The sequence below is a fragment of the Streptomyces sp. NPDC037083 genome, from assembly GCF_055606485.1.
Genome location: NZ_JBVJSQ010000002.1, coordinates 77,309 through 102,435 on the forward strand (window position 1 = coordinate 77,309; position 25,127 = coordinate 102,435).

Sequence of the window (25,127 nt, forward strand, 5' to 3'; positions counted from 1 at the left end):
GTACATTGACGTCATGTCTAACAAGGCCGACCGGACGCCCCTCAGGGCCCGCAAGGTGTCCTTCTCCTGGGAGGACACCCCGCTGCACTGGGTGCCGGGGGACCCCTTCACCACGCACACCATCAACGTGCTGCACATGCTGCTGCCGGCCGGCGAGCGGTGGTTCGTGCACGTCTACAAGCAGGTGCTGCCCCTCATCCGGGACGAGCGGCTGCGCGAGGACGTCGTCGGGTTCATCGGGCAGGAGGCCATGCACTCCCAGGCCCACGACGAGGTGCTGCCGCATCTGCGGGAGCAGGGGCTCGACCCGACGCCGTACACCGCGCAGGTCGACTGGTTCTTCGAGCGGCTGCTCGGGGACCGCACCCTGCCGCCGGGGCGGGCCCGGCGCTGGTGGCTGATGGAGCGGGTGGCTCTGATCGCGGCCATCGAGCACTACACCGCGTTCCTCGGCGACTGGGTGCTGAACGCCGGCGAGCTGGATCGGCGGGGCGCCGACCCCACCATGCTGGACCTGCTGCGCTGGCACGGCGCCGAGGAGGTCGAACACCGGTCCGTCGCCTTCGACCTCTTCCAGCACCTGGACGGCGGCTACCGGCGCCGGGCGCGGACCTGGGCGACGGCGTTCGCGACGATGGTGTTCCTGTGGCAGCGCGGGATCCGCTTCTTCATGGCCAACGACCCGACCCTGGTCGACGGCCGCGGTTCCCTCAAGGACTTCTACGTCCGCGGCCGGCGGGGCACGCTGCCCGCGACCGGCGATCTGCTCAGGGCCGTCCCGCGTTACCTGAGCCGGAACTACCACCCCTCGCAGGAGGGCTGCACCGAGCAGGCCGCCGCCTATCTCGCCTCCTCCCCCGCCGCACTGGCCGCGCTGGCCGCAGAAGCGGGGACGTCCACCGCGCTCGGCGTGGAGAAGGGGGGGTCGTGATGCCGAAGCCACTGGCTCTCGCGGCGGCCGCCGGCGCCGCGCTGCTCGTCCGGCGGGCGATGCGACGCCGGATCCAGGCCTCGCCGCTGTGGCCGATGCCCGCCCTGGAGGAGCCGGTCTCCGGCCGGCCCCGGTCGCGGGCGCTGCGACTGCGGGTGGCCGCACGCGACACGGTCGCCGACGGCGTCGTCCGACTGCGTCTGGAAGGCGGCCGGTTGCCGCGCTGGGAGCCGGGGGCGCACGTGGACCTGGTGCTGCCGTCGGGACTGGTGCGGCAGTACTCGCTGTGCGGGGACCCGCGGGACACCGCTTCCTACACGGTCGCCGTGCGGCTCGCGCCGGACGGACGGGGCGGTTCGCGCGAGGTGCACGAGCGGCTGCGGGAGGGCGCGGAGGTCGAGGTGCGCGGCCCGCGCAACCGTTTCCCGCTCGTGGCGGCGCCGTCGTACCTCTTCGTCGCCGGAGGCATCGGCATCACGCCGATCCTGCCCATGCTGCGGACCCTTCCGCAGGGCGTCGCCTGGCGGCTGGTCCACGCCGGCCGCACCCGGGCCTCGATGCCGTTCCTGGAGGAGCTCGCGAAGTTCGGGGACGACCGCGTGACGTTGGTGGAGGGGCGGCCGGATCTCGACGCACTGCTGACGGACGTGCCCGAGGAGACGGCGGTCTACTGCTGCGGCCCGGAGGGGCTCATGGCGGCGGTGCGCAAGCGGGCCCCGCACGTCCGGCTGGAGCGGTTCACCGCCCGCACGGCCCGCGAGGGCGAGCCCTTCGAGGTGGAACTCCGGCGCAGCGGGCGGACGTTGACCGTGCCGGGCGACTCGACCGTGCTGGCCGCCGTGCGCGCCGAACTGCCGGGCACCGCCTACTCGTGCGAGCAGGGCTTCTGCGGGACCTGCCAACAACGGGTGCTGGCGGGCGAGGTCGATCACCGGGACGAGCTGCTCACCGACGCGGAGCGCGGCGACTCGATGCTGATCTGCGTCTCGCGGGCACGAAGTGAACGATTGGTGCTCGACATGTGATCGCACGGTCGGCGGATCAAGGAGAATGCCTGAACCGCTCCGGTCCGTTGGAGTCCGGATTCGATCGGTAAGGTGTTCGTATGACTACCGGGGTCCGTCGCAGAATGGGAGTCGACGAGCGTCGGCAGCAGTTGATCGGCGTCGCCCTCGAACTGTTCGCCCAGCGCTCGCCGGACGAGGTCTCGATCGACGAGATAGCCGCGGCCGCGGGCATCTCGCGCCCCCTCGTCTATCACTACTTCCCCGGCAAACTCAGCCTGTACGAAGCCGCGTTGAAGCGGGCATCGGAGGATCTGGCGGGCCGGTTCACCGAGCCGCACGAGGGGCCGCTCGGCGCCCGGCTGCTGCGCGTGATGCACCGGTTCTTCGACTTCGTCGACGCGCACGGCCCCGGTTTCTCCGCCCTCATGCGCGGCGGCCCGGCGGTCGGCTCGTCGACCACGAACGCGCTCATCGACTCCGTACGCCAGGTCGCATACGAGCAGATCCTGTCACACCTGGACATCTCCGACCCGCCGCCGCGACTGGAACTGGTCATCCGCTCCTGGATCTCGCTCGCCGAGTCGACCGCGCTGATCTGGCTGGACGGGCGGCGCATCCCGCGCGAGGAGCTGGAGGTGCAGCTCGTGCACGACTTCGCCGCGCTGACGGCCGTCAGCGCGGCCTACGACGACGAGCTGCGCACCCTGCTGCGGCCCGTGCTGGGCGGCGAGCCGGCGGACGGCCCCTTCGGCGACCTGGCGACCAGGCTGATCGCCCTCGCCTCCTGAGCGGTCAGGCCTCGTACTTGCGGTACGACGGGTCGAGATCGCGGACCTCGGCGGACAGGTGCAGGCTGACGCCGTCCACCGGCTCGACGTACTTGCGCAGCAGTTCCAGCGCGGACTCGGTGAGCCGCGCCTTGGTCTCGTCGGTCCGGCCGGCCAGCAGGGCGATCGTGACGTTGACGATCGCCGGGCCGCCGTCGCCGTCCGCCGCGACGGATCCGACCACGTCCGCCCCGGTCCGCAGGACCCGCGTCTTGCACGCCTCCAGTCGCGCGGCGGCCGTCTCCACCACGACGGGATGCAGTTCGAGCGCGAACCCGGGCCAGTCGACGTGGTCGAGCCCGGAGGAGACTTCGACGGTGATCTGCGGCATGGGCACTCCTGTTCTAGGGCAACTGGGCCCACCTTAGGACCTCAGGACAGGTCCTGGTGCGTCAGCCGCAGCGCCAGCATCGCCACGTCGTCCTCGCGGTCGTGGCCGAAGCTGGTGAGGAGCGTGTCGCACAGGGCGTCCAGGCCCGGCATCGCGCCGATGGCCGCGGCGCGCAGGTGCTCCATCGACACCGCGAGGTCGGTGCCCCGGGTCTCGATCAGTCCGTCGGTGACCATGAGGAGCCGGTCGGCGGGCTCCAGGAACAGCTCGGTGGGCGGCGGATGGGGCACGCCCAGGCCGAGCAGCGGCCCGGCCGCCTTCACGTAGTCGGCGCTGCGGCCGTCCCGGACGATGAGCGGCGGGATGTGGCCGGCGTTGGCGATACGGGCGCGGCCGGTGGCGGGGTCGATCAGGGCCAGGCACACGGTCGCCGTGACTCCGGGATGGTAGAGCTGGAGCATCCGGTCGAGGCGCTCGGCGAGCACGGCCGGGTCGCTCTCGTCGACGCAGTAGGCGCGCAGCGCGTGCCGGATCTCGACCATCACCGTGGCCGCCTCCAGCGAATGCCCCACGACGTCGCCGACCGCGGCCAGCACCCCGTCCCCGGCGCGCAGGGCAGCGTAGAAGTCACCGCCGATCTCCGTCTCCCGGGACGCGGGAACGTACCGCACGGCGACGTCGACGCCCGGCAGTTCGGGCAGCCGGTGCGGCTGGGGCAGGAAACTGTGCTGCAGGGTGAGGGCGACGTGCCGTTCGACCTGGTACATCAGCAGCGGCTCGGCGGCGAGCGCGGTGGCCTGGGCCAGCCGGGCCAGCAGGGACTCGCGCTCGGGGTCCACCCGGCGGGCACCTCGGGTCGGGGTGGCCAGGCACACCGAGGCACGGCCGTCGTGCGTGGGGATCAGCACCAGACGGGCGTCGTGCTGCATCGCGGGCCGGAAGAACCCGGCCGGCCACAGCGGCGCGGGCACCGTAGTGATCCGCACCCCGGCCTGTCCGTGGGTGAGCCGCCGCAGCAGCGCGACCACGGCCCGGTGGGCGTCCGCGTCCGGCAGCGCGAGCGAGGTGCGGTCGCGGGAGGCGCCGCGGTAGAGCTCGTCGTCCGGTCCGAGGACGAAGACGGCGGCGGGGGCGCCGGTGAGCCGCGCGGTGCCTTCGGCCGACGCGTCGGCGAGCTCCTGCGGCGACCGCGCCGACTGGATGGCGACGATCGCCTCCGACAGCAGCGTGAGCCGCCGTGCCGCCGCCTGGTCGTCGGCCCGCAGCCGCGCGGCACGCACCGCCGCGCGGACCGCCGCGTCGATCTCCTCGGGCCCGGCCGGCATCGGCAGATGGGCCTCGCCGCCCGCGTCCAGGCCCTCACTGAGATCGCGCGGGTCCGCCCCGCCCGCCGAGAAGTGCACGACGGGCAGGCCCGCCATGTGCGGCCGCGCCTTGAGCCGGCGGCACAGTTCGAAGCCGGTCATGTCCGGCAGGTTCACATCGACGAGGGCCACGTCCGGCAAACCGCCCTTGCGCAGCCGTACGTCCAGTTCGACGAGGGCCTCGTGGCCGGTGCCGACCGCGACGACCTGGTGGCCGGCGCGGCGCAGCACGGTCCCCAGGGCGAACCGGCCGGCGGCCGTGTGGTCCACGACGAGCACCGTCGTGTCTGTCCGTCTGCCGCTGACGCTCATCAGGCAATCCTCGGACTCGCCGGTGGAGCAGGCCGAGTTCGAGGCCTGCTCCACCAAGGTAATGCCCCTGTCTAGGGCGTCGTCCGGGAGAACACCGCCACGGTGCGGGCCGGAACGGCGAACGTGCCGGTCCGCGTCGCGTACGAGGAGGAGCGCACCGTGGCGTCCGCCCCGGCCGCCTGCACCGGGTGCAGCCGGTAGCCGGTCCCCGCGAGCGCGCCGACCGTCTGCCGCTGCGCCTCCGGCGTCGCGTTGAACACGACCACCAGGTCGCCCAGCTCCATGGTGATCACCCCGGGCGTCTCCTCCTTGCCGGACAGCGGGAAGGACAGCGCCGACTGCACCTGCGCGGCCGTCCCGAGGGAGAACGCCTTCTCCGTCGTCCTGATCCTCAGCAGGTCACGGTAGGCGGCGGAGGCCGCGGTGATCTGCGGGCAGCCCACGGCGACGGAGTTCAACACGGGCTTGGCGTAGGGCCACTTGGAGGCGTTGTCGGCGGCCGGAGGCAGTCCGCGGCCGAAGCCGTTGCCGGTGGCGCAGTTCCAGTGGATCGCGTTGAACCAGTCACCGCTGTCGTAGGAGTTGCGGTCGAGGGACTTGGAGCGCAGCAGGTCGGTGCCGGCCTGCGACAGGGCCGGGCCCTGCGAGAGGGCGGCGGTGGCCATGGCCAGGACCTGCATCCGGGAGCGGTCGGCGGCGGAGGTGCCGGTCGGCAGCTTGTAGGCCAGGGCGTCGAACAGCGACTCGTTGTCGTGGGCGTCGACGTAGGCGAGGGCGTCGCCGGGCGCCTCCGCGTAGCCCGCCGGAGCGCCGTTGTAGTCGACCTCGGCGCCGGTGACCTCCTTGCCGTCGGAGCCGGTGAAACGGTATGCGGCGAGGTTTCCGGACAGGCCGACCTTGATGAGGTCCTGGTAGTGCAGCAGCCGCGCCTTCTGCTCTGCCGAAGTTCCGTTGCCCGTGGAGGAGTTCGGGTCGGTGTACAGGCCTGAGGCGAAGCCCTGCACGCCCGGGTCCCCGTCGAACGGCCCGCCGCCGCGGACGGCGTCGCGCGCCCGGTCGGAGAAGGTGGCGACGCCCGTGCCCGCCATGTTCTTCTGGGTGGCCTGCACGAACCGGGCGTCGTCGGCGACCTCGCCGAAGTTCCAGCCCTCCCCGTAGAGGATGATCTTCCTGCCGTCGACGCCGTCCTTGGTGAGGGTCAGCGCGTCGAGGGCCTTGCGCACGGCCAGGATGTTGGCCTTCGGGTGGTGGCCCATGAGGTCGAAGCGGAAGCCGTCGACCTTGTACTCCTTGGCCCAGGTGACGACCGAGTCGACGACCAGCTTGCCCATCATGGCGTTCTCGGTCGCCGTGTTCGCGCAGCAGGTGCTGGTGGCGACCGTGCCGTCGGCGAGGAGGCGCTGGTAGTAGCCGGGCACGATGCGGTCGAGGACGCTGGTCTGCGCCTGGCCGCTCGCCGCGGTGTGGTTGTAGACCACGTCCATGACGACCCTGAGGCCGTCCCGGTTCAGCGCCTTGACCATCTTCCGGAACTCGACCGTGCGGGCCGTCCCGTCCGGGTCGGTGGCGTAGGAGCCCTCGGGGACCGTGTAGTGGTAGGGGTCGTAACCCCAGTTGTAGGCGTCCTTGGCGGCGATCGCGGAAACGCACTCCTGCTGTTTGTCGGAGGCCGCCGGGTAGGACGCGAGGTCGCAGTCGGAGGTCGCCTGGTCGGCCTTCTTCTCGGCGATGGTGGCGATGTCGAAGACGGGCAGCAGGTGGACGTAGGAGGTGCCCGCCGCCGCCAGCTCCCGCAGGTGCTTCGACCCGTCGCTGCCCCGGTCCGCGAAGGCCAGGTAGGTGCCCCGGTCCCGGGCGGGGACGGTCGGGTCCGCGACGGAGAAGTCCCGGACGTGCAGCTCCTGGATCCGGGCGTCCTTCAGCGGGACGGCCTTCGGCTTGGCGAGCTTCGACCAGCCGTCGGGGGCCAGGGACCGGTCGTCCAGGTCGACGAGGAGACTGCGCTCGGAGTCGGTGGTGAGGGCGACCGAGTAGGGGTCGGTGACCTTGTTGACGACGACCTTGCGGACGGCGGGCGCCCACACCGTCACGACGTACCGGTAGGGCTTGTTCTTCCAGGAGCGGGGCCCGGTCACGGACCAGACGCCGGTGGCGCCGTCCCGCTTCATCCGTACCGTGGAGCCGTCCAGCTCCAGGGCCACCTGCTGTGCCGTCGGAGCCCAGACGGACAGTGTGGGACGGCCGTTGCGGAACGTCGGCCCGAGCCGTGCGGCGGTCGCGCCGGCGTAGACGTCGTCGAGGACGCCCGCGATCTGCACGCCGGTCGCCGAGAGCACCGCGCCGTTCACCGCCCGCTGCGAGGCCACGATCTGGCCGGTCAGCGCCTCGCGCACCCGGTCCCGGTCGCGGGGGTCGACGGACCAGGCGGTGTAGGCCTTGAGGTGCGGGTACCTGGCCTTCTGGGCGTCGGTGAGGGTGGTCTTCGTCAGGCGCAGCCACCTGGCCTCGCCGGTGAGCGTGCCGCCGGCGACGGCGATCGCGCCGGTGCGGCTGTACAGCAGCTGGCTGGAGGCGGCTGCCGCGGAGCCGTTCCAGGCCACGGTGTCGCGGTCGATCCAGACCGCCTTGGAGGTGGTGAGGTCGAGGGCCGCGGCGGCGCCGGCGGGCTGCGGGAGCAGGTACTTCTCCTGGCCGTTCAGCAGCCACACCTCATGCCCGTTCGCGGTGAGGTCCAGCGACTGGTCGGACGGGAGGTCCTTGTCGTCGCCCTTGTGGATGATGTAGCTGAGGCTGGAGGCCCCGGCGGCGAGCGGCACCTCGAAGACCGCGCCGTAGGCGTCGGTGCGCACCGGCTGCAGGGGCTTGGACCACTCGGTGGGGTTCGCGGCCCCGGTCCAGGTGTGCAGACCCCAGCCGCTGTAGTCGCCGTCGGCGCGGTGGTAGTGCAGGACGGCCTTGGCGGTGTCCTGCGCGGGATACTCGGGCTTCTTCGTGAGGACGTCCTCCTTGCCCTGCTCGATCCAGACCTCGCCGGTCTTCGTGACGTCGATCGTCCGGTCGGCGGAGACGTCCTTGTCTCCGTCCTTGTCGATGACGAGGAAGCCCACGCTCGACGCGCCCGGCTTCAGCCTGACGTAGGCGAAGGCCCCGTAGGCGTCCCGGCCGACGAAGGGGTGGCCGGCGGGCCAGGTGGTCGCCTCGCCGTCGGCGAGGTCGCCCCAGGCGTAGAGACCCCAGTCCGCGTAGCCGCCGTCGGTGCGCTTGTAGTGGACGATCGCGTAGTCCCGGGAGGAGGCGGTGGGGGTCTCCGCGGCGGGCGGGGCGCCGGTGACCGAGGACGCGGTGGCACTGGCCGTGCGCCCGGCCGAGTCGACCACGACCGCCTTGTAGCGCAGGGCCGTTCCGGCCGGCACGTCCGCGCCGATCGTCTGGGTGACCTTGTAGGGGGCGTGGTCGGCGGAGCCCAGGGTGCGCCAGCTGCCGTTGCCGGTCTGGGCGGCGAAGACGACCCGGTTGAGCGCGCCGCCCCGCACGTCGGCGTTCAGCTCGACGGTGCCGGTGGCGCCGGCTGCGGGGGCGTGCAGGGCGATGGCCGGCTTGTCGGCCGGGGCGGGCGGCCTGCGGGTGGCCTTCAGGACAATGCCCGAACCCGCCGGAACGGTCACCGTGATCTTCCTGTCGGCGCCGGCGGCGACCGTTTCGTTCGTCCCGTGGATCCCGCGGAACGCGGTGTTCGCGGAACCGGTTTCGAAGGTCGCTTCCGTCGCCGTGGCCGCGTTGTTGAAGGCGACGACGTACTCGGTGGTGTCCTTGCCGACGCCGTTGCGGGAGAAGGCGTAGACGCCGGGGCCGTCGGCCGCGTAGCGCTCGGTCTGGACGCCGTCGGTGAGGGCGGGGTTGGCCTTGCGGAGCGCGGCGAGGGCCGCGATCTGGCGGTACAGCGGGGCGGAGGTGTCGTAGGCGTCGCTCGCGTGGGTGCGGTCGGTGCCGATCTCGTCGTCGTCGAGGTAGTCGGCGACCCTGGAGGCGAACATCGTCTGGCGGGCGTCCTTGTCGCCGCCGGATCCGGTGAAGCCCTGCTCGTCGCCGTAGTAGACGACCGGGTTGCCGCGGCTGAGGAACATCAGCTCGTTGGCGAGCTTGCCCTTCCTCAGCAGCTCGGCGTCGGTGGCCTTGGGGTCGTCCTGGTTCAGGAAGTACCCGATGCGTCCCATGTCGTGGTTGCCGAGGAAGGTGACCTGCTCGTACGCGTTGGCCCGGTCGGTCGTGTACTTGTAGTCGTCGGCGAAGACCGAGGCGAGCCTGCGTGCGCTGCCGCCCTGGGAGGCGTACTGGCGGGCCGCCTCCTGGAACGGGAAGTCGAGTGTGGCGTCGAGGCGGCCCTGGGTGACGTACGGGGACGTGATCGAGGTGTCGGCGGAGTAGACCTCGCCGAACATGAAGAAGTCGTCCCGGCCCTGCTTGGCCGCGTAGGCGTCGAGGGCCGTGGCCCACTGGGTCCAGAACTCCATGTTCACGTGCTTGACGGTGTCGATCCGGAAGCCGTCGATGCCGAAGTCGCGGACCCAGCGCTGGTAGATCTTCTCCATCCCGCGGACGACCTCGGGGCGCTCGGTCCACAGGTCGTCGAGCCCGGAGAAGTCGCCGTACGTCGTCGACTCGCCGGCGTAGGTCGAGTCGCCGCGGTTGTGGTACATCGTCGGGTCGTTGAGCCAGGACGGCACCTTGGCGTTCTTCTTCGCGGCGGGGACCGACGGGGTGCGCGGGAAGGAGTCGGCGTCGACGGCCGGGAACCGGGCGCGTCCGTCCGCGTGGTCGGCGTCGTCGAAGGGCTCGCCGTCCTCGGTCAGGTACGGGAACGCGCCCTTGGAGAGGTAGTCGTAGGACTTCTCCCGGTAGTCGACGACGTCGGCGGTGTGGTTGGTGATGACGTCGAAGAAGACCTTCATGCCCTTGGCGTGCGCCTTGGCGATGAGGGTCTCGAGGTCCTTGTTGGTGCCGAAGTGCGGGTCGACCTGGGTGAAGTCGGTGATCCAGTAACCGTGGTACCCGGCGGAGGCGTTGCTCCCCGTGCCCTGGACGGGCTGGTTCTTGAAGATCGGGGCCATCCAGATGGCGGTGGTGCCGAGGCCCTTGATGTAGTCGAGCTTCCTGGTCAGGCCCTTGAGGTCGCCGCCCTGGTAGAAGCCCTTGTCGGTGGGGTCGTACCCGGTGGTCAGACGTGAACCGGTCAGTTGGCCGGAGTCGTTGGAGGCGTCCCCGTTGGCGAAGCGGTCCGGCATGACGAAGTAGAACTGCTCGCGGGTGTCGTCGTGCCGGGCCGGCGCGGCGGCGAGCCGTGCGTCGGAGGGGGGCGGGGGCGGCGCGTCGGCGCCGGCGGCCAGGGGCTGGACGAGGGCCGCGGCGAGCGCGGCGACGGTGACGGTCGCGATCCGTCCGGCAGGGGCGCTGCGGCGCGTGGGCGGCGCCGGCCATCTCGGTATCACAGGCGGGAACTCCTTGCGGCTGCGGCTCTCTTGGGTCCGACCCCAACGCCGCGGGACGGCTTCGTCGCCGGGCGCCCGCGCGACGGTATCGCCGATGCAAGCTTTACAGCAAGGGTCATGAAACGATCAGAAAGAACTTTCACGACCCTTGCTCACCGGCTCAGCAGCTGGACTTGCCCGCGTAGAGCGCCAGCGCCGTGTTCGCGCCCAGCGTCGCCGTGAACTGTCCCGAGGAGTTCACGGTGACGGTCGTGTTGTTCTGCACGTTGCAGTAGACGCCCGCGGGCAGCCCGGTCTGGAACGTCCGGCTCAGGGAGCCGCTTTCGTGGTTGATGGCCACGTACCCCTTCGCGCCCCGCCCGAAGGCGATCGCGTCACCGCCGTTGTCCCACCAGTTGCCGACCGGCTCGCCCCGGGCGGCGTTGCGGAAGGCGACCATGCGCCGGATCTCCGGCCAGGCGTGCTGGCACTTCCAGCCGTCCTGCCAACAGGCGTTGACAGCACCGCCGTTGGGCGGTCCGGCGTCCGCGTCCGACCACTCGTAGCCGGAGTTGACGTCCGGCGCGCCGTAGGGGTGGGCGAGCATGAACACGTTGGCGAGGGTGTAGTTCGCGCCGTCCTTGTAGTTGAGGGTGGAGCCGTTGCGCTCGGTGTCGTGGTTGTCGACGAAGACGCCGGCCACCGAGCCGCTCATGTACCCCCAGCCCTCGCCGTAGTTCTTGAGGTAGGCGAGGTTCTCGTTGTTGAAGACCCGCTTGAGGTCGTAGGCGTAGCGGAACTCCTGGACGTCCCCGTTGCCGGTGTACTCGGTCGGCTGGACGGCCTCTCCGCTGCCGTGGATGACCTCCTGCTTCCAGTACACGCCCGGGTTCGTCAGCCGCGACTTGATGTTCGCGAGGTCGGCGGTGTCGATGTGCTTGGCCGCGTCGATGCGGAAGCCGTCGACGCCGAGGGTGAGGAGGTCGTTCATGTAGCCGGCGATCGCCTTGCGGACGTACTCCTCGCCGGTGTCCAGGTCGGCGAGGCCGACGAGTTCGCAGTGCTGGACGTTCCAGCGGTCGGCGTAGTTGGTGATCTGGGACGTGCAGTCGTCGAAGTCGTAGGAGGAGTACAGGCCGGGGTAGCCGTACTTCGTGTACGAAGAGCCGCCGGTGCCGGTGCCGCTGCCCGCCGCCATGTGGTTGACCACGGTGTCGACGACGACCTTCACACCCGCCGCGTGGCAGGTGGCGACCATGTTCTGGAACGCCGTGCGGTCGCCGAGCCGACCGGCGATCCGGTAGCTGACGGGCTGGTACGACGTCCACCACTGCGAGCCCTGTATGTGCTCGGCGGGGGGAGAGACCTGGACGTATCCGTAGCCGGCCGGGCCGAGTGTGCTGGTGCACTCCTTGGCGACCGAGGCGAAGTTCCACTCGAAGAGGACGGCGGTGACGTCCTTGGCTCCGGGTGGGGCGGCGGTGGCGGTGGGAGCGCCGGGGAGGATGACGGCGGCCAGTGCGGCCGCCAGGGCGAGGGCGCCCGAGAGGGGTCTGCTGCTTGCCATGTGGGGAAGTCCTTCTCCGTTGAAGGCACTTGCTGAAATATTTCAGCAATCTTGCGGTGACGGAGATGTTAAAGGCCCGCTGCCTGAAAAGGCAGCGGGCCGTGTGAAGTTGATGCAAGAACTTCCGGAGGGGCCGTCAGACGGCCGTGAACCACACCGTCGTGTCCGCCGGCAGCTTGGCCTCGCCGTCGTCCGTCTCGGTCACCTCGTCGCTCGCGAGCAGCACGCGCCCGTAGGCCGGGGTCGTCACCGACTCCCCCGTGGTGTTGGCGACGCACACGAACTCCCCGCGCCGGAAGGCGAGGACGCCCTGCGGGGCCTTCAGCCACTCGACCGAGTCGCCGGCGCCCAGGTCGGACCGGGAGCGGCGGGCGGCGAGGGCCGAGCGGTACAGCTCCAGCGTCGAGCCGGGCACGCCCTGCTGCGCCTGCACGCTCGACTCGCCCCAGCCGGACGGCTGGGGCAGCCAGCTGCCGCCGTCGCCGAAGCCGTACGACGACCCTTCGCGCGTCCACGGGATCGGCACCCGGCAGCCGTCGCGGAAGCCGTCCTGGCCGGCGCCGCGGAAGTAGGCCGGGTCCTGGCGGACCTCGTCGGGCAGGTCCACGACGTCGGGCAGGCCGAGCTCCTCGCCCTGGTAGACGTACGCCGAGCCGGGCAGCGCCAGCATCAGCAGCGTGGCCGCCCGCGCCCGGCGCAGGCCGAGTTCGCGGTCGCCGGCGGTGCGGATCTGGGTGCCGAGGCCGGGCGGGTTGGCGAAGCGCGTCGCGTGCCGGGTGACGTCGTGGTTGGACAGGACCCAGGTGGCCGGGGCCCCGACCGGGCGCATCGCCTCCAGGGTGCGGTCGATGACCTCCCGCAGCTCCGCCGCGTCCCATTCGGTGGCCAGGTACTGGAAGTTGAAGGCCTGGTGGAGCTCGTCGGGGCGGACGTAGTTCGCGGTGCGCTCGACGGTCGGGGTCCAGGCCTCCGCCACGAAGATGCGCTCGCCCGCGTACTCGTCGAGGACGAGCCGCCACTGGCGGTAGATCTCGTGGACCCCGTCCTGGTCGAAGAACGGCATGACATCGTTGCCCAGCAGTTTCAGCTGGTCGTGGGCGCCGAGGTCGGGCAGCCCCGCCGCCTTGACCAGGCCGTGGGCCACGTCGATGCGGAAGCCGTCGACGCCCATGTCCAGCCAGAAGCGCAGGACGGAGCGGAACTCGTCCCCCACCGCCGGGTGTTCCCAGTTGAAGTCGGGCTGCTCGGGGGCGAAGAGGTGCAGGTACCACTCGCCGGGGGTGCCGTCGGGCTCGGTGATCCGGGTCCAGGCGGGGCCGCCGAAGATGGACTCCCAGTCGTTGGGGGGGAGTTCGCCGTCCGCGCCCTTGCCGGGCCGGAAGTGGTAGCGGTCCCTGAGGGCCGAGCCGGGGCCTTCCCGCAGCGCCCGCTTGAACCACTCGTGCTGGTCGGAGGAATGGTTCGGGACCAGGTCGACGATGATCCGCAGGCCCAGCTCGTGGGCGTCGCGGATCAGGGCGTCGGCGTCGAGCAGAGTGCCGAACATCGGGTCGACCGCGCGGTAGTCGGCGACGTCGTAGCCGGCGTCGGCCTGCGGGGAGGCGTAGAAGGGGCTGAGCCACACGGCGTCCACGCCGAGGTCGCGCAGGTACGGGAGGCGGGAGCGTACGCCTTCCAGGTCGCCCATGCCGTCGCCGTTGCTGTCGGCGAAGCTGCGCGGGTACACCTGGTAGATCACCGCGTCCCGCCACCAGTCGCGGTGCTTGGCGACGGTGGCGACGGCCGAGGTGGGGGCGGGGGCCGGGGCTGCGGAGGGCTGCTGGCTCATGACGTCCTTGGTACGTAACGGAGTGGTGGTCATGGGTTTCGGGGTGTCGGCGGATCGGGCGGCGAGGGAACGAGGCGGCCGCGGGGTCAGCGGGGTCGGATGGACACCGCGGCCGCCACCCGCGCGCTCACGCGCACGGGAGTCTTTCTGCAGCGCCGGGGCGCTCAGCCCTTGGTGCCGCCCGCGGTGAGGCCGGTCACCAGGTTCTTCTGCACGAGATAGAAGAACGCGGCGGCCGGTATCGCGATCAGCACCGCGGTGGCGGCCATGAGGTTGCGCTGGGCGTCGTGCTCGCTGACGAAGGACTGCAGGCCCACGGCAAGCGTGTACTTCTCGTCGCTGAGCATGAACGTCGAGGCGAAGGCGACCTCGCTGAACGCGGTGAGGAAGTTGTAGAAGGCGGCTACCGCGAGGCCGGGCTTGGCCAGCGGGAGCACCAGCCGGAAGAAGGTGCCGAACGGGGTGAGCCCGTCGACGCGTCCCGCCTCGTCGATCTCGAAGGGGATGGTGTCGAAGTACCCCTTGAGCAGCCAGGCGCTGTACGGGATGACCGTCGTGCAGTAGACGAGGATCAGCCCGAGGTAGTTGTCGATGAGCTGCAGGTCGGACAGGATCTGGTACATCGGGACCATCAGCACGGCGACCGGGAACATCTGGGTGACCAGCAGTACCCACATGAACTTCTTGTAGCCGGGGAAGCGCATGCGCGAGACGGCGTAGCCGGTGGTGGCGGCGATGAGCACACCGATGGCGGTGGTGCCGAGCGTCACGATGAGCGAGCTCTTCAACCAGTCGAAGAACTTGGTGTGTTCGATGACGAACGAGTAGTTGTCGAACGTCATCTTGTCCCAGATGCCGCCCGGGTGCAGGTAGTCGTCCTTGTCCGGGCCGAGGGACAGATAGACCAGCCAGGCGATCGGGAAGAGCGCGATCAGGCTGGCGACGATCAGGACGGCGTGGGAGGCGAGGGAGCCGGCCAGGCTGTTCTCGCCGCGCCGCCGGGTCCGGCGCGGGGCCCTCGCGGCACGCGGCTCGCTCACCGGGGCGGGGGTCTCGGCTGTGGTGGTACTCATGGGGACTCCTGCCTCAGATCGCGAGCTGCTGCTCGTTGCGGTTCAGCCAGCGGCGGTAGAACGAGGTGAAGACGATCAGGATGGCCAGCAGAAGGATGCCGTACGCGGCCGACTGGGCGAAGTCACGCGGCTGCTGTCCGAAGCCGAGGTAGTACGCCCAGGTGACGAGGATCTGCGCGTCCGGGGCGGTGTTGCCGAACAGCAGGAAGATCACGGCGAACTGGTTGAAGGTCCAGATGACGCCGAGCAGCACGACGGTGGAGCTGACCGACCTCAGGCCGGGCAGGGTGACGTAGCGGAAACGCTGCCAGGCGCTCGCGCCGTCCATCTCGGCCGCCTCGTAGAGGGAGGCGTCGATCGCCTGCAGGCCGCCGAGCAGCGAGATCATCATGAACGGCACACCGCACCAGGTGTTGACCATGATCGCGGCGACCCGCTGCCAGAAGGTGTCCTCCAGCCACAGCGGTGTCGGCAGATGCACGGCCTCGAGGGCGGAGTTGATGATGCCGCCGTCGGCGAGCATGAAACGCCAGCCGAAGACGGTGACGAACGTGGGCACCGCCCAGGGCAGCACCAGGATCAGCCGGTACAGGGTCCGCCCGCGCAGCTTCTGGTCCAGGAGCAGGGCGAGGCCCAGCCCGATGCCGTAGTGCAGGGCGACGCAGGCCACCGTCCACACGATCGTCCAGATGAAGTGCGACCAGAAGCGGTCGTAGGCCGTGGGACCCCACAGGATGTCGGCGTAGTTGTCGAGGCCGATGAACTTGTAGGTGGCGTCGATGTGGTTGACGCCGATCGTGCGCGCGGTGTTGAGGCTGTTGGCGTCGGTCAGCGTCAGGTACAGGCCGTACGCCAGGGGGTACAGCACGAGGACGCCGAGGACGACCGCCACCGGCGCGATCATCACGTAGGCGTACCAGTGCTTGTGGTAGCCGCGCTTGAGGCGTCCGGCGAGCCCGGGCCGCCCCGGCTCACGGTCACCGCGGCGCTTGCCGGTCGCGCGGTCGATGGCGACTGTCATGGTTCGACACCTTCTGGGTCTTCACGCTGGATCTTCGACGGGGTGGTACGGCTCACAGGCCGGTGGCCGCCGGATCCCTCCCCCCATGAAGTGGAAGATCCGACGGCCACGCGGGGCTCACTTGCTGAAGTCGGGCACCAGCTTGGCGATGGCGAGTTCAGCGTTGCTCAGGCCCTTGTCGAGGGTCACCTTGCCGCCCGCGATCTTGGGCAGTTCGGTGTCCAGCGGACCCCACAGGGAGCTGTACTCCGGCAGCGCCGGGCGCGGCTGGGCGGCGGACAGGACGGTCTGGTAGCCGGCGATGCCCGGGTCGGCCTTGACGGCGGCGGTGTAGGCGTCGTCGCGCGTGGGCAGCGTGGAGTTCTTCTGCGCGATGGCCGCCTGGGACGACGCGGAGGTCATGAAGTTGACGAACTTCAGCGCCGCGGCCTGGTGGGCCTTGTCCGAGCCGGCGTAGACCGAGAGGTTGTGGCCGCCGGTCGGGGCGCCCGCCTTGCCGGCGGAGCCGGCCGGGACGGTGGCGATGCCGAGGTTGGCCTTGTCCTTGAAGGCGCTGCCCTTGTAGAAGTTCGTGATCTCCCACGGGCCCTGGACGATCGCGGCGACCTTGCCGTTGACGAACGCGTCCTGGATGTGGGCGTAGGCGTCGGCGGTGGTGTCGGCCTTGTGCAGGCCCTTGCCGTCGAACAGGCCCAGCCAGGTGCCGTACGCCTTCTTCGCGGCGGCGGAGTTCACCGTGATCTTCTTGGCGTCGGCGTCGACGGTGTCGGTGCCCTCGCCGTAGAGGAAGGACTGCGCGTAGTAGGCCTGGGTGGAGCCCCAGTAGCCGTCGACGCCGGTCTTGGCCTTGATGGTGGCGGCCGCGGTCTTCAGGTCGTCCCAGGTCTTGGGGGCCTCGGTGATGCCGGCCTTGGTGAAGAGAGCCTTGTTGTAGACCAGCGCGAGCGTGTCCGTGACGATCGGCACGCCGTACGTCTTGCCCTCGTACTTGGCCTGCTCGATCAGGTTCGACTTGAACTTGGCCTGGTCCTTGAGGGCGTCCGTGCCGTCCAGCGGCAGGAAGTAGCCCTTCTTCGCGAAGGCGGGGGTCCAGCCGACCTCGGAGCGCAGCACGTCCGGGGCGCCGGAGGCGCCGGCGGCCGTGTCGAACTTGTTCTGCGCCTGGTCGAAGGGCACGTTGACGTACTTGACCTTGACGTCCTTGTTGGCGGCCTCGAACTGCTTGACCAGAGCCTGGTACGTCGGTGCCTCATTGGTGGCGTTGGACGTGTCCCACCAGGTGATGGTGACCGGCCCGGACGAGTTGTCGCTGCCGCTGTCGTCTCCGCCGCAGGCCGTCGCCGCGAGGGCGAAGGACGCCACCAGCGCGGTGGCCGCTATGCCACGCCGCATGAGTTTCTCCTTGAGGGTGAAAGCCCGTATAGCTACAGGAAGCGGTCCCGCCCGCTGTTCCTGCCGACTGTGCCGACCGCGCCGTTGCTGCCGCCGGGCGACGTGAACGTAACAGCGTTGTAAGCGGCACGAAAGACCTTGCAGCAAAAAAGTGCAAGAGATCTCCGAAGTTATTCGCACGTGACTCCTGCGTGACCTCCGCTCGACCGCCGTGAGACCGTTGTTGGCGCGGTTGAGCGGCCTCACAGCAGGGCACGCCACTGCTGTGCAAGACTCTGCAAGCCCTTGCCACCACTTTCACCAGGGAGCGCGATGACACAGCAGCCCGCAAGCCGTTCACCAGGCCGCCCCCGGCGTCGGATCGGTGTGCAAGGCAGCACCCGACCGGTACAGTCCACCCCTGTGACCACACGGCTTGCCGACATCGCTGCGCAGGCGGGGGTGAGCGAAGCGACCGTCAGCCGCGTCCTCAACGGCAAGCCTGGCGTCGCCGCCACCACCCGTCAGTCCGTGCTCGCGGCTCTGGACGTCCTGGGCTACGAGCGCCCCGTCCGGTTGCGCCAGCGCAGCGCGGGCCTGGTCGGACTGATCACCCCGGAGCTGGAGAACCCCATATTCCCGGCCCTGGCCCAGGTCATCGGCCAGGCGCTGACCCGCCAGGGCTACACGCCCGTCCTCGCCACCCAGACCCCGGGCGGCTCCACGGAGGACGAGCTCACCGAGATGCTGGTCGACCGAGGCGTCGCCGGCATCATCTACGTCTCCGGCCTGCACGCGGACACCACGGCCGACATGCAGCGCTACGAGCAGCTGCGCGCCCAGGGCGTCCCCTACGTCCTCGTGGACGGTTTCTCGCCGAAGGTGCAGGCGCCCTTCATCTCCCCCGACGACCGGGCGGCGATGATCCTGGCGGTCACCCACCTCGTCTCCCTCGGCCACACCCGGGTGGGGCTGGCGCTCGGGCCCAAGCGCTTCGTGCCGGTCCAGCGCAAGATCGAGGGGTTCGTACGGGCGATGCAGGACCAGCTGGGCCTGAGCCCGCAGACCATCGAGACCGAACTGGTCCAGCACTCCCTCTACACCCTGGAGGGCGGTCAGGCGGCGACCACGGCCCTGATCGACCGGGGCTGCACGGCGATCGTCTGCGCCAGCGACATGATGGCGCTGGGCGCGATACGGGCTGCCCGCCAGCGCGGTCTGGCGGTCCCCCGGGACGTCTCGGTGGTCGGCTTCGACGACTCCCCGCTGATCGCCTTCACCGACCCGCCGCTGACGACCGTCCGCAAGCCGGTCCCCGCGATGGGCCAGGCAGCCGTGCGCACGCTCCTGGAGGAGATCGGCGGGACTCCGGCGCCCCACAGCGAGTTCGTGTTCATGCCGGAGCTGGTGGTGCGCGGCTCGACCGCCTCGGCGCCCGGGGACCGCGTCCGCCCGTAGGGACGTCGTCCTCCGCGGGGCGGAGACGAGCGGGCCCTCTCCCCGTCCGCCGACAGGAGACGGAGGGGTCCGTCCGCCGTAGAAAGTGCGAGCCCAACCCGACCGGAGGATCATCGGGGCAAGAGGTCTTTTCTGGCAGACTTTGTACCCATGGGTGAATCGACGGTGACGCCACTGGAAGGCCGCGAACAGGCCCTTCCGCACCCCGTCACGGCCTCGCCCCGGCAGCGCCGCATCGACCGGCTGCGCACCCCCCGCCGACCCCGCCTCTGGTTCGAGATCCTCCTCGTCGCGGTGAGCTACTGGACGTACTCACTGGTGCGCAACGCGGTGCCCGAGCAGCGCGCGGAGGCACTGCGCAACACGGACTGGATCTGGCAGGCGGAGCACGTCCTCGGCATCGCGATGGAGGGGGCGGTCAACCACGCGGTCAACTCGGTGGGTTGGCTCATCGTGGGCATGAACTACTACTACGCGACCTTGCACTTCGTCATCACCCTGACCGTTCTGGTCTGGCTCTACCGCAGCCATCCGGGCCGTTACGCGGCCACCCGCCTGGTGCTCTTCGCCACCACGGCCGTCGCGCTCGTCGGCTACTACCTGTATCCGCTCGCTCCCCCGCGCCTGATGCCGGGCGGCGGCTTCGTCGACACGGTGGCGGTCCACCAGACATGGGGCTCGATGGCGTCCGGCGACCTCAAGCACATGTCGAACCAGTACGCGGCGATGCCGTCCATGCACATCGGCTGGTCCGTGTGGTGCGGCCTGACCGTGTTCGCCCTGGCCAGGCTCCCCTGGACGCGCATCCTCGGCCTGCTCTACCCGGTGGCGACCCTGGTGGTCATCGTCGCCACGGCCAACCACTTCTGGCTGGACGCGGTGGGCGGCCTCCTGTGCCTGGCCTTCGGTTTCGCCGTGGCCCGCATCTGGTACGGAGCCCAGCCGTACGCCCTGCCGAGAGACGTGCCGACGAGGAGCCCGGCCGGTCCGGACGGCGGCCCCCGCCTCTCCCCCAAACCCTGACGCCGAGCCCCCCGCCCGGCACCCCGGGCATCCCCCCGGCACACCCCGCGTCAGCCCGGCGACCAGCCCCTCACCCCACCGGCGCACCCCACGCCCGGCCGCCACCCGCTCCGCCTCGCGCCCACCCGGCAACCGCCCGCCCACCCGCCCCCCGCCGCACCCCGCGTCCGCCCGGTCGCCGTCAGGCGCACCGGCGTCACCTTCAGGTACCGCGTGAGGGTCGTGCGGGCGGGCGGCCGACGGGGCCGGGGTACGCGGCCGCCCTGAGCGCCTCGACGAACGTGTCCAGCGCGGGCTGCGCGGGCGCCGTCTCCCGGACGACCGCGTGGATGGCGCGTACCGGCACCGGATCGCGCACCTCCCGCACGACGACCCCCGGATGCCGGCTGCCCAGCCCCAGCCGCGGCACCAGACTCACCCCCAGCCCGGCGGCGACGAAGCCCTGGGCGGTGACGTAGTCCTCGCTCTCGACGACGAACCGCGGCCGGAAACCGACGGCCGCACACGCGTCGAGCTGCGCGTCGAGACAGGGGCCCGGCCACTCGCTGCCCACGAACGGCTCCTCCGCCAGCTCGGCCAGCCGCACACTGCGCCGCCCGGCGAGCCGGTGCCCGCGAGGCAGGACGGCGAGGTAGGGATCGTCGAGCAGATGCACCAGCCGTACGCCGTTCGCGCCCTGCCCCCGCACCACCAGCGCCAGATCGGCGCGGCCCTCCTTCACCTCGGCGAACGAGTCCTCGGGATCGACCGCCAGCCGCAGATCGAGCTGCACGCCGGGGTGCAGCTCCCGCAGCCGGGCCACCGCCGGGGCGACCAGCCCCGCCCCCGCGGTGGCGAAGTACCGCACCGCCAGCCGCCCGCTGCGCCCGGCCAGCAGATCGGCGAGCGCGGCCTCGGCCTCGGCGACCTGCCGGCCGATCGCGTCCGCGTGCTCGGTGAGCAGCAGCCCGGCCGCGGTGGGCCGGACCCCGCGCCCCACCCGCTCCAGCAGCGCGGCCCCCGCCTCCTTCTCCAGGGCGGCGATCTGCTGACTGACGGCGGACGGCGTGTACCCCAGCACGGCCGCGGCCCCCGTCACCGACCCGCTGCCCACGACCGCCCGCAACACCTGCATCCGGCGCACATCAAGCATGCAGCACAGCTTAACGAATCATCCAGAACATTTCACTTGTCCTCACAAGACAATGAGGCCACCGTTGTCGGCATGCCCCTCTCCTCCACTCTCCGCATGGCTGTACTGGCCCTCTTCTGGGGCTCGGGCTTCCTGTGGATCAAGCTGGCCCTCACCCACGGACTGACCCCCGCCCAGATCACCATCGCCCGCTGCGCCCTGGGCGCCGCCGTGCTCCTCCTCCTGGCCCGCCGGGCAGGCCAACGCCTCCCGCGCTCATGGGCCGTCTGGCGGCGACTCGTCGTGGCCGCCCTCTTCTGCAACGCCCTTCCCTTCGCCCTCTTCGCCCTGGGCGAGCAGCACCTCGACTCGGGCCTGGCAGGCGTCCTGAACGCCACGACCCCGCTGTGGTCCCTGCTCATCGGCATGGTCCTCGGCACGGAACGAACCACGCACCCCGTCCGCCTGACAGGCCTGTTCCTGGGCTTCGCCGGCACCGTGCTGATCTTCGCGCCGTGGCGCCACGAGGGCCTCCTGACCTGGCCCGCCCTGGCCCTGCTGGGAGCGGCGGCCAGCTATGCGGTGGCCTTCGCCTACATGGCCCGCCACCTCACGACCCGCGACACCCCCCTGGCCATGTCGGCGGCCCAGCTCATCACGGCGACTGCCTGGAGCACCCTGGCCCTCCCCGCCGCCGGCCCCCTGCACCCGGACGCGACCGCCCTCCTGGCCGTCACCGCCCTGGGCGTCCTGGGCACGGGCGTGACCTTCTACCTCAACTACCGCCTGATCGCGGACGAGGGCCCCACGGCGGCGGCAACGGTCGGCTACCTGCTCCCGGTGGTCTCCGTGGCCCTGGGCGCCACGATCCTGCACGAGAGCACGGGCCCCCGCGTCCTGACGGGCATGGCGGTGGTACTCCTGGGCGTGGCACTGACCCGCACCCGCAAACCCCCGGCGCCCACCACGACGACGGCCACCCCCACCCGCACACCGACGCCCAACCCCACGAAGGCGGACACCCCCACCCGCACACCGACGCCCAACCCCACGAAGGCGGACACCCTCACCCGCACACCGACGGCGAATCCCGGGGCGGCGGTTGGCCGCAGGACGGCGGGAGCGGGTCGTGGCGGTGCGTCACAGCCCGTCGCTTAGCTCGTCACTGCCGACGGCACCAACCAGGCGGACAGCAGTACGCCCGACACGCGACGGGCTGGACGCACCGCCACGACCCCGACCCACGAACGCACCCCGCCCCCACGGACCCGCACGAACCGCGCCGAACCCCCTGCCCCTTGCCCCTTGCCCCTTGCCCCCTGCCCTCCTACCCCCCTGCGCCCCTCTCCCCTACCCCCCGTAGAACAGCTCGTCCACAACCCCCCGAGCCCGCCGAGCAGTTCGCCGGTAGTCGTCGAGCATGTCCCCCACCCGCCCCGGCCCGTACCCCAAGTACCGCCCCACGGCGACCAGTTCGCGGGCGTCCGACGGAAACGTGTCCCCGGCCCGCCCCCGCACCAGCATCACCGCGTTGCGCACCCGCGTGGCCAGCACCCACGCCTCGTCCAGCGTCCCCGCGTCCTCCTCCCCGATGAGCCCGGCCGCGCGAGCGGCGGCAAGCGCCTCCCTGGTGCGGGTGGTCCGCAGCCCCGCGGTCACCGCCCCGTGCCGCATCTGCAGCAACTGCACGGTCCACTCGACGTCGGACAACCCGCCCGGCCCGAGCTTGGTGTGCAGCTTCGGGTCGGCCCCCCGGGGCATCCGCTCGGACTCCATGCGGGCCTTCAGCCGCCGGATCTCGCGCACGGCCTCCTCGGAGAGCCCGCCCGCGGGATACCGCAGGGGATCCACGAGCGCGATGAACCGCCGCCCCAACTCCTCGTCCCCCGCCACGGGTTCGGCCCGCAGCAGCGCCTGCGCCTCCCAGACCAGTGACCACCGCCGGTAGTACGCCTCGTACGACTTCAACGTCCGTACGAGCGGCCCGGACTTCCCCTCCGGACGCAGGTCCGCGTCGACGAGCAGGGGCGGATCGGCACTGGGGATCTGCAGCAGCCGCCGCACCTCGGAGACCACCTTGTTGGCGGCGTCGGCGGCCTCCCGTTCGTCGACGCCGTCCCGGGGCTCGTGCACGAACAGGACGTCGGCGTCGGACCCGTAGCCCAGTTCGTGGCCCCCGAAGCGTCCCATGCCGATGACGGCGAAGGACGTCGGAAGGTCGTCTCCCCAGCCCTCGCGCACGACCGCCCGCAGCGTGCCCGCCAGGGTGGCGGCCGTGAGGTCCGACACGGCCGCGCCCACGAGGTCCACCAGGGCGCCCTGATCGCCCTCTGCGGTCTGCCCCTCGGTGCCGTACGAGCCGACGATGTCCACGGCGGCCGTGCGGAACAGCTCACGCCGACGCACCCCGCGCGCCGCGGTGACCGCCTGCACCGCCCCGCCGGCCCGCCCCACCGCGGCGAATATCTCCTGCTCCAGGGCCCCCCGCCCGCGCGGCGCGAGCCCCCCGCCGTCCCCGTCGCCGAGCAGCGCCACCGCCTCCGGAGCGCGCATCAGCAGGTCGGGGGCGAGCCGCCCGGCGGACAACACCCGCGCGAGGTTCTCCGCGGCGGCTCCCTCGTCCCTCAACAGCCGTAGGTACCAGGGGGTCTTGCCGAGCGCGTCCGACACCTTGCGGAAGTTGAGCAGCCCCGCGTCCGGGTCGGCGGAGTCCGCGAACCAGCCCAGCAGAACGGGCAGCAGTGTGCGTTGGATGGCGGCCTTGCGCGTGACGCCGGAGGCCAGCGCCTCCAGGTGCCGCATCGCGGAGGCCGGATCGGCGTAGCCGAGCGCGACCAGCCGCTCCCGGGCCGCCTTCGCGCTCAACCGGGTCTCGCCCGGGGCGAGTTGAGCGACCGCGTCGAGCAGCGGCCGGTAGAACAGCTTCTCGTGCAGCCGGCGCACCACAGCCGCGTGCCGCTTCCACTCGCGCCCCAGCTCGACGACCGGGTCGGTGCGCAGCCCGAGGGAGCGGCCGAGCCGGCGCAGGTCGGCCTCGCTCTCCGGGACCAGGTGGGTGCGCCGCAGCCGGTAGAGCTGGATCCGGTGCTCCATGGACCGCAGAAACCGGTACGCGGCGTCGAGCTGCGTCGCGTCGGCCCGCCCGACGTAGCCGCCCGCGGCGAGCGCCCGCAGCGCGTCGAGCGTGGTGCCGCTGCGCAGCGATCCGTCGGCCCGCCCGTGCACCAGCTGAAGCAGCTGCACGGCGAACTCGACGTCCCTGAGGCCGCCCGGGCCGAGCTTCAGCTCGCGCTCGACCTCGGCGACCGGGATGTTCTCGACGACCCGCCGCCGCATCTTCTGCACGTCGACGACGAAGTTCTCCCGCTCGGCGGCCTTCCACACCAGGGGCTCGACGGCCGCGACGTACTCGGCGCCCAGCTCCAGATCGCCGGCGACCGGCCGTGCCTTCAACAGGGCCTGGAACTCCCAGGTCTTGGCCCACCGCTGGTAGTAGGCGAGGTGGCTGCTGAGCGTCCGCACGAGCGGCCCGTTGCGGCCCTCGGGCCGCAGATTGGCGTCGACGGGCCAGATGGATCCTTCGACGGTGGACTCGGAACAGATCCGCATCATGTGCGAGGCGAGCTTGGTGGCGGCCCGCAGCGCCTTGCCCTCGTCGGCCCCGTCGGCGGCCTCGCCGACGAAGATGACGTCGACGTCCGAGACGTAGTTCAGCTCGTGGCCGCCGCACTTGCCCATGGCGACGACGGCGAGCCGGCACAGCGCGGCGTCGTCGGGCGCGGCGGCCCGCGCCAGCCGCAGGGCGGACCGCAGCGTCGCCGTGGCGAGGTCGGCGAGTTCGGCCGCGGTCTCGGCGACGTCGGTCGTCCCGCACACGTCCCGTGCCGCGATGGACAGCAGACAGCGCCGGTAGGCGACCCGCAGCAGCACGGGGTCCGTGGCGTCGGCCAGCCCCCGCTCGAACTCCTCGACGCCGGGATGCAGGTCCCGGGGCTCGTACGTGACCAGCGCCTCCCAGTCCCGCGGGTGCCGGGCGAGGTGGTCGGCGAGCGCGGCGGACGCCCCCAGCACCCCCAACAGCCGGTCCCGCAGCGGCTTGGCCGCGATCAGCGTGTCGAGCAGTTCCCGCCGGGGGGTGGGGCCGCCCTGGGCCTCCAGCAGCCGGACGAGTCCGTCCAGGGCGAGGTCGGGGTCGGCGGTGGCCGCGAGGGCCTCCAGCAGAAAGGGGTCGTCCCGCACCGGGGACAGTTCCGGCCCGTCCAGGAGCCGCTCGGCGGCGGAGGGGTCGGTGAAGCCGTGCCGCAGCAGCCGTGTGAAGGTGCTGCTCCTGCGCCCCGGCGCCATCATCCCCAGGCCTCCTCATGCGATCAAGCTCGTCCGCAGTCGAGCCTAACCCGCACGTCTCGCTGGCGCTCCGGGCCGGATTCCGGTTCTGTGT

Annotated in this window: 16 protein-coding genes; 6 read left to right on the top strand and 10 right to left on the bottom strand. The window is 71.4% G+C overall.

Annotated elements, in window-relative coordinates:
- Nucleotides 1-13: 13 nt before the first annotated feature.
- The 3 genes from ACZ7DE_RS05185 (at nucleotide 14) to ACZ7DE_RS05195 (ending at nucleotide 2,726) form a co-directional block, all read left to right on the top strand.
- Nucleotides 14-931 carry a metal-dependent hydrolase gene (locus tag ACZ7DE_RS05185; RefSeq protein WP_470758158.1) on the top strand — a complete coding sequence of 306 codons (918 nt, stop codon included), beginning with the start codon at nucleotides 14-16 and terminating at the stop codon, nucleotides 929-931.
- Nucleotides 931-1,956 carry a PDR/VanB family oxidoreductase gene (locus tag ACZ7DE_RS05190; RefSeq protein ID WP_470758160.1) on the top strand — a complete coding sequence of 342 codons (1,026 nt, stop codon included), beginning with the start codon at nucleotides 931-933 and terminating at the stop codon, nucleotides 1,954-1,956. Before ACZ7DE_RS05185 ends, ACZ7DE_RS05190 begins: the two co-directional genes overlap by 1 nt.
- Before the next feature lie 80 nt (nucleotides 1,957-2,036).
- Nucleotides 2,037-2,726 carry a TetR/AcrR family transcriptional regulator gene (locus tag ACZ7DE_RS05195; RefSeq protein ID WP_470758162.1) on the top strand — a complete coding sequence of 230 codons (690 nt, stop codon included), beginning with the start codon at nucleotides 2,037-2,039 and terminating at the stop codon, nucleotides 2,724-2,726.
- Nucleotides 2,727-2,730: 4 nt separating this feature from the next.
- Here the strand turns inward: ACZ7DE_RS05195 and ACZ7DE_RS05200 are convergent, their stop codons facing one another.
- The 8 genes from ACZ7DE_RS05200 to ACZ7DE_RS05235 form a co-directional block, all read right to left on the bottom strand.
- Entirely contained in the window at nucleotides 2,731-3,096 is a 366-nt protein-coding gene (locus ACZ7DE_RS05200; protein ID WP_470758164.1) for a 5-carboxymethyl-2-hydroxymuconate Delta-isomerase, read from the bottom strand.
- A gap of 41 nt (nucleotides 3,097-3,137) precedes the next feature.
- Complete coding sequence (locus ACZ7DE_RS05205) at nucleotides 3,138-4,772, bottom strand: SpoIIE family protein phosphatase (RefSeq protein ID WP_470758166.1); 1,635 nt, start codon at nucleotides 4,770-4,772, stop codon at nucleotides 3,138-3,140.
- 71 nt (nucleotides 4,773-4,843) lie between these two features.
- On the bottom strand, nucleotides 4,844-10,258 hold the full coding sequence (gene pulA / locus ACZ7DE_RS05210; RefSeq protein ID WP_470758168.1) for a pullulanase-type alpha-1,6-glucosidase: 5,415 nt from the start codon (nucleotides 10,256-10,258) through the stop codon (nucleotides 4,844-4,846).
- A gap of 160 nt (nucleotides 10,259-10,418) precedes the next feature.
- Nucleotides 10,419-11,804, bottom strand: coding sequence for an alpha-amylase (locus ACZ7DE_RS05215; RefSeq protein ID WP_470758170.1), 1,386 nt, complete (start codon nucleotides 11,802-11,804; stop codon nucleotides 10,419-10,421).
- 136 nt (nucleotides 11,805-11,940) lie between these two features.
- Entirely contained in the window at nucleotides 11,941-13,632 is a 1,692-nt protein-coding gene (locus ACZ7DE_RS05220; protein ID WP_470758172.1) for a glycoside hydrolase family 13 protein, read from the bottom strand.
- 164 nt (nucleotides 13,633-13,796) lie between these two features.
- Nucleotides 13,797-14,705, bottom strand: a complete 909-nt coding sequence (locus ACZ7DE_RS05225; RefSeq protein WP_470758176.1) for a sugar ABC transporter permease — start codon at nucleotides 14,703-14,705, stop codon at nucleotides 13,797-13,799.
- 13 nt (nucleotides 14,706-14,718) lie between these two features.
- The gene (locus ACZ7DE_RS05230; protein ID WP_470758178.1) at nucleotides 14,719-15,726 is read right to left on the bottom strand and encodes a carbohydrate ABC transporter permease; all 1,008 of its coding nucleotides are present in this window, start codon (nucleotides 15,724-15,726) and stop codon (nucleotides 14,719-14,721) included.
- A gap of 117 nt (nucleotides 15,727-15,843) precedes the next feature.
- Nucleotides 15,844-17,118, bottom strand: coding sequence for an extracellular solute-binding protein (locus ACZ7DE_RS05235; protein ID WP_470758181.1), 1,275 nt, complete (start codon nucleotides 17,116-17,118; stop codon nucleotides 15,844-15,846).
- Nucleotides 17,119-17,520: 402 nt separating this feature from the next.
- On the opposite strand from ACZ7DE_RS05235, the gene ACZ7DE_RS05240 reads away from it, so the two are divergent.
- Nucleotides 17,521-18,555: a LacI family DNA-binding transcriptional regulator gene (locus tag ACZ7DE_RS05240; RefSeq protein WP_470758183.1), complete on the top strand. Its 1,035-nt coding sequence runs from the start codon at nucleotides 17,521-17,523 to the stop codon at nucleotides 18,553-18,555.
- Between the two features lie 150 nt (nucleotides 18,556-18,705).
- A complete protein-coding gene (locus ACZ7DE_RS05245) occupies nucleotides 18,706-19,578 on the top strand; it encodes a phosphatase PAP2 family protein (RefSeq protein ID WP_470758186.1) in 873 nt (290 codons plus the stop codon).
- A 202-nt stretch (nucleotides 19,579-19,780) separates the two neighbouring features.
- Here ACZ7DE_RS05245 and ACZ7DE_RS05250 read toward each other — a convergent pair whose 3' ends face one another.
- A complete protein-coding gene (locus ACZ7DE_RS05250) occupies nucleotides 19,781-20,710 on the bottom strand; it encodes a LysR family transcriptional regulator (protein ID WP_470758189.1) in 930 nt (309 codons plus the stop codon).
- 72 nt (nucleotides 20,711-20,782) lie between these two features.
- On the opposite strand from ACZ7DE_RS05250, the gene ACZ7DE_RS05255 reads away from it, so the two are divergent.
- Complete coding sequence (locus tag ACZ7DE_RS05255; protein ID WP_470758191.1) at nucleotides 20,783-21,847, top strand: DMT family transporter; 1,065 nt, start codon at nucleotides 20,783-20,785, stop codon at nucleotides 21,845-21,847.
- Between the two features lie 192 nt (nucleotides 21,848-22,039).
- On the opposite strand, the gene ACZ7DE_RS05260 is transcribed toward ACZ7DE_RS05255, so the two are convergent.
- On the bottom strand, nucleotides 22,040-25,036 hold the full coding sequence (locus ACZ7DE_RS05260; protein ID WP_470758194.1) for a bifunctional [glutamine synthetase] adenylyltransferase/[glutamine synthetase]-adenylyl-L-tyrosine phosphorylase: 2,997 nt from the start codon (nucleotides 25,034-25,036) through the stop codon (nucleotides 22,040-22,042).
- Between the last annotated feature and the right edge of the window lie 91 nt (nucleotides 25,037-25,127).